11 protein-coding genes are annotated in these 10,387 nt (G+C 56.5%); 5 read left to right on the top strand and 6 right to left on the bottom strand.

The window, feature by feature from the left end:
- From ACTG4M_RS16020 to ACTG4M_RS15995, 6 genes are all read right to left on the bottom strand, one after another.
- Positions 1–1,164: ABC transporter substrate-binding protein (locus ACTG4M_RS16020; RefSeq protein WP_439124667.1), on the bottom strand; the 1,164-nt coding region annotated here is incomplete at its 3' end.
- Positions 1,165–1,192: 28 nt separating this feature from the next.
- Positions 1,193–2,242 (bottom strand): dipeptidase, encoded by a 1,050-nt coding sequence (locus ACTG4M_RS16015; protein ID WP_439124666.1) that lies wholly within the window; start codon positions 2,240–2,242, stop codon positions 1,193–1,195.
- A complete protein-coding gene (locus tag ACTG4M_RS16010) occupies positions 2,239–2,706 on the bottom strand; it encodes a GNAT family N-acetyltransferase (protein WP_439124665.1) in 468 nt (155 codons plus the stop codon). The genes ACTG4M_RS16015 and ACTG4M_RS16010 overlap by 4 nt, the downstream gene beginning before the upstream one ends.
- Positions 2,707–2,765: 59 nt before the next feature.
- Entirely contained in the window at positions 2,766–2,966 is a 201-nt protein-coding gene (locus ACTG4M_RS16005) for a DUF2783 domain-containing protein (RefSeq protein ID WP_439124664.1), read from the bottom strand.
- A gap of 4 nt (positions 2,967–2,970) precedes the next feature.
- Positions 2,971–4,584, bottom strand: coding sequence for an FAD-dependent oxidoreductase (locus tag ACTG4M_RS16000; RefSeq protein ID WP_439124663.1), 1,614 nt, complete (start codon positions 4,582–4,584; stop codon positions 2,971–2,973).
- Positions 4,585–4,611: 27 nt separating this feature from the next.
- A complete protein-coding gene (locus ACTG4M_RS15995) occupies positions 4,612–5,562 on the bottom strand; it encodes an MBL fold metallo-hydrolase (protein ID WP_439124662.1) in 951 nt (316 codons plus the stop codon).
- A 401-nt stretch (positions 5,563–5,963) separates the two neighbouring features.
- Between ACTG4M_RS15995 and ACTG4M_RS15990 the strand changes: the two genes are divergently transcribed.
- The 5 genes from ACTG4M_RS15990 to ACTG4M_RS15970 all read left to right on the top strand — a co-directional run.
- Positions 5,964–6,239, top strand: a complete 276-nt coding sequence (locus ACTG4M_RS15990; protein WP_439124661.1) for an STAS domain-containing protein — start codon at positions 5,964–5,966, stop codon at positions 6,237–6,239.
- A gap of 29 nt (positions 6,240–6,268) precedes the next feature.
- The gene (locus ACTG4M_RS15985) at positions 6,269–6,637 is read left to right on the top strand and encodes a response regulator (RefSeq protein WP_439124660.1); all 369 of its coding nucleotides are present in this window, start codon (positions 6,269–6,271) and stop codon (positions 6,635–6,637) included.
- Entirely contained in the window at positions 6,634–8,667 is a 2,034-nt protein-coding gene (locus ACTG4M_RS15980) for a chemotaxis protein CheA (RefSeq protein WP_439124659.1), read from the top strand. The genes ACTG4M_RS15985 and ACTG4M_RS15980 overlap by 4 nt, the downstream gene beginning before the upstream one ends.
- 14 nt (positions 8,668–8,681) lie before the next feature.
- Positions 8,682–9,146 (top strand): chemotaxis protein CheW, encoded by a 465-nt coding sequence (locus ACTG4M_RS15975; RefSeq protein WP_439124658.1) that lies wholly within the window; start codon positions 8,682–8,684, stop codon positions 9,144–9,146.
- On the top strand, positions 9,146–10,387 hold a 1,242-nt coding region (locus ACTG4M_RS15970), incomplete at its 3' end, for a methyl-accepting chemotaxis protein (RefSeq protein WP_439124657.1). The genes ACTG4M_RS15975 and ACTG4M_RS15970, both read left to right, overlap by 1 nt.

Genomic DNA, 10,387 nt, shown 5'->3' with positions numbered 1-10,387 from the left:
CGTGTTTTGTAGCGACTGTGCGATGTCCAGACGTTCTTGCGCATCACGGACCGAGATCTTGATCGGGCCGCAATCTGGGTGTGCAGATTCAGCCAGAGCGGCCTTTGCAGCATCCATGTCATAGCTGAACGGTTTTTCATCCAGCGCGCCAAGGAACGTACGCGGCAGGAAGGCCTGATGCACAGTATACTGCCCCTTGAGGAACGACCCAGACATGCCTTCGTAGTCCGCCGCCAGCTTCAGCGCTTCCAGCACTTTAGGATCAGACAGCATTTCGTTTTTCTGATTAGCCGCGAAATACATCAAACGGCCGCGCAGTTCGTCAATAATCTTGACGCCGTCGACACCTTCCAAACCGGCCACATCTTCAGGCGACAGGTTCCGCGCCACGTCGATATCGCCACGTTCAAGCTGAAGGCGCTGTGTCGCACTTTCCTGAATGTGCTGAACGATCACCCGTTCCATCGCAGGCGTTTCGCCGCCGTAGTTCGGGTTGAGGTCCATCAGAACGCTCTCGCTTGGCTTCCAATCGACGACCTTGTAGGGGCCAGAGCCGGCGGTGTTGGTGCGTAGCCATTCGTTGCCCATGTCGCCATCGACTTCGTTCGCCATTGCCGTTTCCATGTCGACGATGCCGCCAATGGTGGCGGTCAAACAGTTCAGCACGAAGGACAGCGCGTAAGGTTTGTCGAGAGTCAGAACGAGTGTCGTGTCATCCGGCGCAACGATGGTTGTTTCCACGTTTTCCGGTGTAAACCCAAACTGCGTCAGGATGAATGATGGCGTCTTGTTCAACTGAACCGCCCGACGCAGTGAGAATTCCGCGTCTTTGGCCGTGACCGGATTGCCCGAAGCAAAGACGTGACCATCCGCCATCGTGAACGTGATTGTCATACCATCTTCGGAAATGTCCCAGCTTTCGGCAAGTTGCGGCTGATACCCAGCATCAAGGTCGAGCGGGTCGAAATTGACGAGCTTTTCATAAACGTTCCGGCTGACATCAGCACCCGCGAATTCAAAGCTTTCGGCAGGATCGAATGTTTTGATGTCGTCGATGCGGTTCGCGATGACCAGCATGTTCGGTGGCGTTTGGGCAAAGCTGGGCGCGGCAATGCCAACGGCCAGAAGCGACGCCACTGCGGCGGCAACGAATGATGTTTTCATGGTGTAAGTCCCCGTTCTAAAATTCTTGTTATTGGCCCCACGTTTTCCGCAAGACCCGTAGCCAGTTTCCATGAGTGATCTTGGTCATCAGACCATCGTCCACGCCATGAGAACGCAAAGCAGTGAGCAGGTTGGGTAGGCCCGCACAGTCCTCAATGTGATCGGGAACAAGCGCGCCGTCGAAATCGGACCCAAGGCCGACACGATCTTCTCCAAGGCTACTGACGAGATGGTCAAAGTGTCGAAGCATTATGTCAAGCTCAAACTCAGATTCCATCCTACCGTCGGGCCGTAAAAAGGCGCTGGCGAAGTTTATGCCAACCATTCCATCGCTGTCTCGGATCACCGCCAGCTGGCGGTCGGTCAAGTTGCGTGAATGCGGGCAGACCGCCCACGCGTTGGAGTGAGTCGCCACCAGAGGTGCGTCGGTGATCCGAGCCACATCCTCAAAGCCTTTTCCGTTGAGGTGCGATAGATCAACCAAGATTTTCAATCGGTTGCATTCACGGATCAGCGCTTTGCCGGCGTCGGTCAAACCCGGCCCGGTGTCGGGGTCAGAGGGGTAGCGGAAAGGCACGCCATGCCCCCAGACCGTGTCACGGCTCCAGACCGGACCAAGGGACCGCAGGCCCCTGTCATACCATTGGTTCAGCTTCGCAAACTCGCGATCCACCGCTTCGGCCCCTTCGATATGGGTGACAGCAGCCATTTCATCGGCAGGCAGAGCTGCCTCCACATCAGAGGCAGTGCGGCAGATGCGGATAGCCCCTGCAGCTTCAAGGTTGTCCATTGCGTCAAAGCCGCGCTCTGTCCAATCCGTCGCTTCAGCCTCGGAAACTTGGGTCGGCAAAGCAATGTCATAGGGCGGATTGCGCATCTCGTCATGGCGCACCGCCTTGTCATCAGGACTGGGCACAAAGATCGCGAACATCCCACCGCCAAAACCACCCGCTTTCGCGCGCGGCTTGTCGATATGCCCGTCTGGCAACCCTGCCGCCACGGCATCGGCCGTCACATCGCCGCGCAGCAGGCGCAGGATCAAATCATTATGGCCGTCAAAGACGGGAAAGTCGGTCATGGTGTCTCCAGTGACAGTTTGTAGCCGAAATGCGTGGGAGCAAATCCAGCCTGTTCGTAGAACCGGTGCGCATCGGCGCGGCGTCGATCCGAGGTCAGTTGCACCAACGCACAGCCCCGTTTGCGGGCCTCGGCAATGGACCAGTCGAGCATAGCTTGCCCGATCCCCTGCCCGCGCAGGTCACTCGACACGCGCATTGCTTCGATCTGGGCGCGCCACGCACCGTGGCGCGACAGGCCGGGCAAGAAAGACAGCAACAGCGTTGCGACGATCTTTGCATCAAGTTCTCCGACAACAAGCACGTGGTTTGGGTCTGACTGGATCGTGTCAAACGCGGTTTGATACGCGTCGTCGGGTTCCATTGCTTCGCGGGTCACACCGATATCGTCATCGCCATAAAGCGCGATTAATGCGGCAAGATCATTCTGTCTGGCAGATCGGATGGACAGCTTTGGGTCAGTCATTGCGCAAGTCTTTGCCAAGTCAGCGCCGACCGCAATCAAATTCCTGATCTCAACGGTCCTTAAACCGCCTCATCCTCATGTGCTGCCGCAGCAAGCGCCTCGCTCAGAACCGCACGGTCCCCGATGTGGTTGGCCAAAAGCAGAACGAGGCGGGCGTTGAAAGCAATGCTTTGATCATCGGACAGACCATCGTGTGCACCCAGAAGCTCGGCGTAAAACCCGTCCGGGTCAGCGATGTTTGGTTCAGTATTCAAGGCCATCTGGTCATCCCTTTCCAAGGGCGCGGTCAAGTGCAGTCGATACATCGGCGATGCAATAGTCAGGCCAACGCGCTGCTACATGTTGGTCGGGACGAATAAGGTACACCGCCTGGTGCGCACTGCCGAGGTATCGATCCGCCAGTGCGCCACCCGGATCAAGTTTTATACCCCGTAGCATGATGCCGTCGATCTCGACACTGTCGGGTACATCTACGCCGAGACCCAAAAGCACAAACGCACCGCCAAGGTGATCAAGCACATATTCATTTGCGACCGGAGCATCCGGACACGGCGCACCAGGTCGCGCGCGGTCCGGGCCGTCTGGCAGGGCATCTGGCGTGTTCAAAGGCAGGTTGTCATAGACACATGGCACTGACAGACGGCCCGAATTCACCAAAGGCCGGGCAAAGCTGTGGTGCTGCGCGAGGTCGAGAACAGCATTGCGGAACACATGGCTGACCTTGGATTTCGGCGTGATGAAATCGGTCGACCGGGTCGAGTTCATAATGTTCTCATCCGCGCCATGGCGACGCTCTAGATCGTAACTGTTGAGCAATGCGTCCGGCGCGAAACCCTTCAGGACCATACCCAGTTTCCATCCCAAATTGTCCACGTCCTGCATGCCCGAATTGGCCCCCCGCGCGCCAAAGGGTGACACCTGATGTGCGGCATCTCCGGCAAAGATCACTGGGCCGTGCCGAAACTGTTTCATCCGGCGGCATTGGAAGGTGTAGATCGACGTCCATACGAGATCGTACTCCACATCCGGCCCAAGCATCGCCGTCAAACGACGCCGAACATTGTCTTCCTTAAGTTCTTCTGCGCGGTCGATATCCCAACCCAGCTGAAAGTCGATGCGCCAAACACCGTCGGGTTGCTTGTGCAGCAGAGCCGATGCACCGCTGTCTTTGAAAGATGGCTCAAACCAAAACCAACGTTCGGTCGGGAAATCGGCCTTCATCGTGATATCGGCAATCAGGAAATTGTCCTCAAAGACACGGCCTTCGAAATCCAGTCCCATCATCTTGCGCAATGGAGACGAGGCGCCATCGCAGCCAATAAGCCAATCCGCTTCGATCCGGTAAGGTCCATCCGGTGTCGATATGTCAAGAACGACACGATCATCGGCGACTTCCACGGCATCGACACGGTTCTTGCCGCGCAGTTCGATTGGTGCGCCCTCGGCCTGCGCCTGACGCACGCGGTCTACGAGGAACCGTTCGAAATAGGGTTGTTGCAGATTAATAAATGCCGGGTAGCGATGCCCATCCTCTGGCAGCAGGTTGAATTCGTAGACCTGCCGGTCCTCGTGGAACACTTTACCAAGGTTCCACACCACACCTTTGTCGAGCATCGGCTGCCCGCAGCCATACCTGTGCGCAATTTCAAGCGTGCGTTTCGCAAAACAGATCGCGCGCGACCCCTGCCCAACCCCTTCATGGTCATCAAGCAGCACCACCGGGATGCCTTGCAGCCCAAGATCTAGTGCGGTGGCCACACCAATCGGGCCTCCCCCCATGACGACAACGGGATGACGCACCGCCGTGTCGGCACTCTGATCCGCGACCCGTTCATAGGGATATAACGTAAATGCCACTTGATACCGGTCATCCAGCATGGTCATTCCTCCCTTGATCGACGGGGTCTATCCCTGTAGATCGGCCCACATCTCAAGGTCGCGCTGTGCGGTCCAGATACGTGGCGTATCGATACCCCGAGCCTCATCATACGCGCGTGCGACGTTGAACGGCAGACAGTGTTCGTAGATCGCGAAATCCTTGAACTTGGGATCGCATTCCGCGCGCACTGCATCCCATGCCTCTTTCAAGGACCCACCACGCGCTGCAACGCGCGCGGCCGGGCGATAAGTGCTTTCGACAAAATCACGAGTGCTTTCGATCGCAGCATTCACCATCTCTTTGCCCACCAGCGCATCTCCGCGACCCGGTGCAATCGCGTCCACATCAAACGCCGCGATATTGTCGAGCGTGTCACCCCAATCGGCGAAGTGCCCGTCGCCGCAATAGCAGGCCGAGTGGTATTCGACGATATCACCGGTAAACATCACATTCTCATCTGGCACGTGGATGACGATATCACCTGCGGTATGCGCGCGACCCAGATGCATCAAGTCTACCCGGCGACTGCCCAGATAGACGGTCATGCCGGTGTCAAAAGTCGTCGTCGGCCAAGTCAGCCCTGGAATACTTTCATGCCCCTGAAAAAGACGTGGAAAGCGTTGGAATTCGCTGTCCCAGTCCTCTTGCCCGCGTTCAACAACCATCGCACGCGCAGCGTCAGACATGATGACTTGCTGCGCGCCAAACGCCGAGGCCCCCAGAACGCGTACTGCGTGGTAGTGGGTCAGAACAACATGTGTGATAGGCTTGTCGGTGACCTCGCGCACCTTTTCGATCACCTTGCCCGCAAGCCGTGGTGTAGCCTGCGCTTCGATAATCATGACGCTATCATCGCCGATAATCACACCTGAATTCGGATCGCCCTCGGCAGTGAAAGCATACAGGCCGTTGCCAATTTCCGTGAAAGATATCTGCTTTTCAGCAGTATCCCCTTGCGACGCGAATGCGTTGGCCATTGTTCAAAATCTCCCGGTCATACCCCTGCGCGCGGGCCTGCGCCACGAGCAGTTAATTTGTCGTTGCACTTGCAACGAAAGTCAACATCGCGCAATTTGCCGTGCAGCATGGCCCATTAAATCAAGCCGCCAAAATTTTGCCATAATCGCAGCTGGTCCGACCGCCGATGGCACCTGATTTATCTCTCAAATCTACAAATTGTGCGGAATCTGCACCGTTTCAGCTGATATCTTTGGATACCGAAACCATAGATAATCCCCATACATATCAATTTGTTAGAATGTGATTTTGGCGTTTGCCTCATTTCTGCCCAATTGCGGAAAGGCTCGGTCTCTAAAAGACGCACCCACGTGTTCGTTAACCCGTCCATGAACTTACGGTGACGAGTCAGGAACGCACATTGACCAGTCAATCTTTTGAATTGCCCGCCAAAGCCACGATATCCGAGGCCGGGAAGATTCTGTCTCATCTCCAAACCCTGATCGAAAACCAAGACGATACTGTCGTGTCGTGCAACTGCGTCGAGCAGGCAGACCTATCGGTGATCCAGGTTTTGATCAGCGCTCGCAAGTCAGCTCAGCGAGATAAAAAGCGGTTTTCTGTCGTGTTCGGCGCAGATGGCACGTTTGATGCCCTTCTTCAGCAGTACGGCGTTCAATTTGCCGAAGCAGTCTGACCGGATTTGCGCAAAAAGGAATAAAACCTATGACCAAAACAGTTCTCGTTGTCGACGACTCTCCATCGGTTCGGAAGATGGTCCAGATGACCCTGTCTGCCGCAGGATACGATGTTGTAGAGGCGTCCGACGGACAAGACGGGTTTGAAAAAGCGACGTCGACGCCAATCGACGCCATTCTCACCGACCAGAACATGCCACGCCTCGATGGGCTAAGCTTTATCCGTAAATTCCGCGAGACCGCGCAATCGGTCGGTATCCCGGTGGTCTTTCTGTCCACCGAAAGCGACGCATCGCTCAAGGCACAGGCCAAAGAGGTCGGCGCCACAGGTTGGATGGTCAAGCCATTCGACCAAAACCAGATCCTTGCCGTTGTAAAAAAGATTGTGGGCGCATGACCGGATTTGACGACATGGGGTCTGAGATCTTCAGACAGGAAGCCTCTGATCTGCTTCAGTCCATTGAAAAGGGTTTGATGGACCTCGAAGGCAATCCAGAAGATGTCGAGCTGATCAACTCGATTTTCCGCAGCATGCATACGATCAAAGGATCGGGTGCGATGTTCGGATTTATGGAGCTGTCGCAGTTCGTCCATGAATTTGAAACCGCATTCGACGACCTTCGCAATGGGCGTGCCCAGGTGAGTAATGACTTGATCGGGCTTTCTCTGACAGCCTGCGACCAAATCGGGAAACTCATGGAAGCCCCCGAAGGCGCCGAAGCCGAAAGCCAGCGTATCCTTGCCGACCTGCGCAAGATGATGGGGCGCGGCGATGCACAAGACAGCGCCGGTGGCGCAGCCACGCCAGTGGGTGTTGCGGAGGCCGACACGGACGCCTCCGAGGCCGAACAGTCGGGCGAAACAACAACCGTTCTAAGGTTCTGGTTGGGTCAGGACGCATTGCGCCTAGGCAGCAATCCCGCCCTTCTGCTGGAAGAGTTGCGCGGCTTTGGAGAGACCAAAGTGCGCGCCCTAGAAGATCGCATTCCCGAACTGGGCGATCTTGACCCAACGGATTGTTTAACCGGTTGGGAAGTGGAAATCGCCGCCAACCTGTCGGACGATGACATCGACATGGTCTTCATGTTCGTGCGCGACGAGATGGACCTTACGGTCGAACGCCGCAACCCGAATGTAGCCCCCGTCGTTGAAGCAACACCAGTTGCCGTACCGGATGCACCGGTTGCCAAAGACGTCCCCGCACCAAAGGCCACCCCGACAAACAAAGCTGCCGCCCAGCCAACCGCTGGCGAGACCATGCGCGTGGCGACCGAACGGCTTGACGAACTGATGGACCGTGTGGGCGAGTTGGTCATCGCCGAAGCCAGACTTCAGGCGCTGACTGGGGCCACAAACGATCAGGCGATGATGGCCGTGGCCGAAGACATTCAACGCCTGGTCGCGGGTTTGCGCGATGCGACCATGTCGATGCGCATGGTTCCGATTGGCAGTATTCTGGGTCGATTCCGCCGCCTGATGCGCGATCTGTCTACGTCTTTGAACAAGCCTTTGGACTTTGTGACGGTGGGCGAGGACACTGAACTCGACAAAACGGTCATAGAGCTCTTGGCGGATCCGCTGGTGCATATTCTGCGCAATTCCGTGGATCACGGGCTTGAAACGCCAGACGATCGGCGCGCCGCAGGAAAGCCGGAAACCGGCACCATTGAACTCAGCGCGCGTTATTCCGGGGCAGAAGTCCTGATCACTGTGCGTGACGACGGTCGTGGTCTGGACCCCGACAAAATCCGCGAGCGCGCCATCAGCAAGGGTGTCATTTCGGAAAAGGACGACCTGACTGAGAACGACATTTTCCAACTGATCTTCGCACCGGGCTTTTCGACCATCGACAAGGTCACCGAACTGTCGGGACGCGGCGTAGGCATGGATGTGGTCAAACGCACCATCGGATCGCTGCGCGGCGAGATCGACCTCACGTCCGAACCAGGGCATGGAACAACTCTGACACTGCGCCTGCCGCTGACACTTGCGATCATCGACGGGATGCTGGTCGATGTCGGCGGGGAACGCTACACCATTCCGCTTGCCGCGGTTGAAGAATGCGTCGAACTGCCTGCAATTCATGCGGTTGGCAACGGGGGGTCTTCTTACCTCAACATACGTGGAGAGTTGGTGCCGTTCCTGCGGTTACGCAGCATTTTCGACATCGACGGCGAACCGCCTGAATTCCAAAAAGTGGTTATCGTTTCCTCGACCGGCGGCCGTGTTGGCCTCGTTGTCGATCGGATTATCGGCAACTACCAGACCGTTATCAAACAACTGTCGCAGTTCCACGCGCAGCTCAAAAGCTTTTCCGGCGCCACGATCCTTGGGGACGGCACTGTCGCCCTGATCCTCGACGCCACTCAACTTGTTGCTTTGGGCCGCGAAGTTGAACTGCGTGCAAGAAGGGACACAGCCGCATAATGCAACAGTCTCAAATGAACATTTTGACCTTTCGGCTTGGTGGTGAAGCACTTGCCATTCCGGCCGAATATCTGCGCGAAATTCTGGAATTGGTGCCGACCACCCGTGTGCCCCAATCTGGCAGTTTCGCAACTGGCCTGATCAACGTGCGTGGTGTCGTTGTCCCACTTGCCGACCTCCGTGTCGCCTTGCGCATCCCACACAGCCCCAACACCGAAGACACCCGAATGTTGGTGCTCGATGTGCGGATCGGAGACGAGAAAACGACCGTCGCCGTTCTGGCCGAGCAAGTTGAAGAGGTCACCACCATCGACCGAAGCTCTATCGGCGATGTTCCTCCGGTAGGGTCACCCTGGCCATCAGAATTCGTCAGCGGCGTCGGACAACACAAGGACACGTTCGTGATGTTCCCCGACCTCGACATGATTTTCAAAACTTACAGTGCCGCAGACGCGGCGAACGAGAAGGTACCCGCGTAATGACTCAGCAAACGCCTGCCCGAAAGGGCTTTTTCCGCAGCTTGGCCTCCAAGATCATCGCATTGCAGACGATGACATTCGTCGCAATGATCGTGGTCGGCGTGGCCGGTTTGTTCGGCATGGAAAGTATTCTTGACCGGATGGAAACCATCTTTGCCGACCGCGTTGTGCCGGTTCAGCAGCTTAAAGAAATCAATGACCTTTATACCAGCGAACCGCGCATCATGGTTGACGAGATCTATAACGGAAATCTCGCCTGGGACGAGGCCCAAACGGCCCTTGCTACAAAACGCGCCCGGATCGAAGAGCTTTGGGATGCGTACCTGCTGACGTATCTGACGCCGGAAGATGTTGTCCTCAAAGACGCGGTTGCAGCCAACAAAGGGGCCGCAGACGACGCGATGACCCAGCTGACAAACCTTCTGGACTCGGAAAACCGCAGTATAGTCCGTGATTTCATGCGCCAATCTTTCTATCCGCAGATCGACCCGATCTACGAAAGCCTGGGTGCGTTGACCGCCTATCAGCTTGGCGAAGCAAAGGTTCAAACCGAAGCGGGTAAGTCGATTGCACGCCAAACTGAATTTGTGATCGCTATGATCAGTGTCTTCGTGATCCTCAGCGCCTTGGCAATCGTCTTGATATTTACCAAACGCTTAAAACTAGCTGTAGGATCGGCTGTGGCCTTGGCAGATCGAGTGGCAAAAGGTGACCTGCGCGAAACCGTCGAGAACAAAAGCAACGACGAAATCGGGGAATTGCTTGAAACGTTGAACAGCATGGTCATTCGCTTGCGTGACGTGGTGGCCAATGTGTCGATAGCCGCGCGTGACGTAGCCGCCGGTGCCTCGGAAATGTCCTCGACCTCCGAAGCGCTGAGCCACGGTGCAACCGAACAGGCAACCGCAACCGAAGAGGCATCCGCCTCGATGGAGCAGATGGCCGCCAACATCAAGCAAAGCGCCAAAAACGCGACCGACACAGAAAAGATGGCTCTGAAATCCGCCTCTGATGCTCGTGAAAGCGGTGAAGCCGTGGCGCGTGCGGTTGGAGCGATGCAGACGATTGCCGAAAAGATCCTTGTTGTGCAGGAAATCGCGCGCCAGACCGATCTTCTTGCCCTGAACGCCGCTGTCGAAGCCGCACGTGCCGGGGAACATGGCCGTGTGAACCAGACCGGGTTTTCCGGAGATGTTGGAGTTCGTCACTCAGCGGCTATTTTAGCCGTGAGCTCTGCGTTG

The organism is Marivita sp. (assembly GCF_965656765.1).
Taxonomy (GTDB): domain Bacteria; phylum Pseudomonadota; class Alphaproteobacteria; order Rhodobacterales; family Rhodobacteraceae; genus Marivita.
The sequence above is the reverse complement of the archived record's forward strand: the minus strand, read 5'-3'. Positions and strand labels throughout refer to the sequence as shown.

Bases quoted from the DNA above. Each gene is read 5' to 3' on its own strand.
- ACTG4M_RS16000 (WP_439124663.1), bottom strand. From the start codon at position 4,584: ATGCTGGATGACCGGTATCAAGTGGCATTTACGTTATATCCCTATGAA.
- ACTG4M_RS16010 (WP_439124665.1), bottom strand. From the start codon at position 2,706: ATGACTGACCCAAAGCTGTCCATCCGATCTGCCAGACAGAATGATCTT.
- ACTG4M_RS16005 (WP_439124664.1), bottom strand. From the start codon at position 2,966: ATGGCCTTGAATACTGAACCAAACATCGCTGACCCGGACGGGTTTTAC.
- ACTG4M_RS15975 (WP_439124658.1), top strand. From the start codon at position 8,682: ATGAACATTTTGACCTTTCGGCTTGGTGGTGAAGCACTTGCCATTCCG.
- ACTG4M_RS15985 (WP_439124660.1), top strand. From the start codon at position 6,269: ATGACCAAAACAGTTCTCGTTGTCGACGACTCTCCATCGGTTCGGAAG.
- ACTG4M_RS16015 (WP_439124666.1), bottom strand. From the start codon at position 2,242: ATGACCGACTTTCCCGTCTTTGACGGCCATAATGATTTGATCCTGCGC.
- ACTG4M_RS15980 (WP_439124659.1), top strand. From the start codon at position 6,634: ATGACCGGATTTGACGACATGGGGTCTGAGATCTTCAGACAGGAAGCC.
- ACTG4M_RS15995 (WP_439124662.1), bottom strand. From the start codon at position 5,562: ATGGCCAACGCATTCGCGTCGCAAGGGGATACTGCTGAAAAGCAGATA.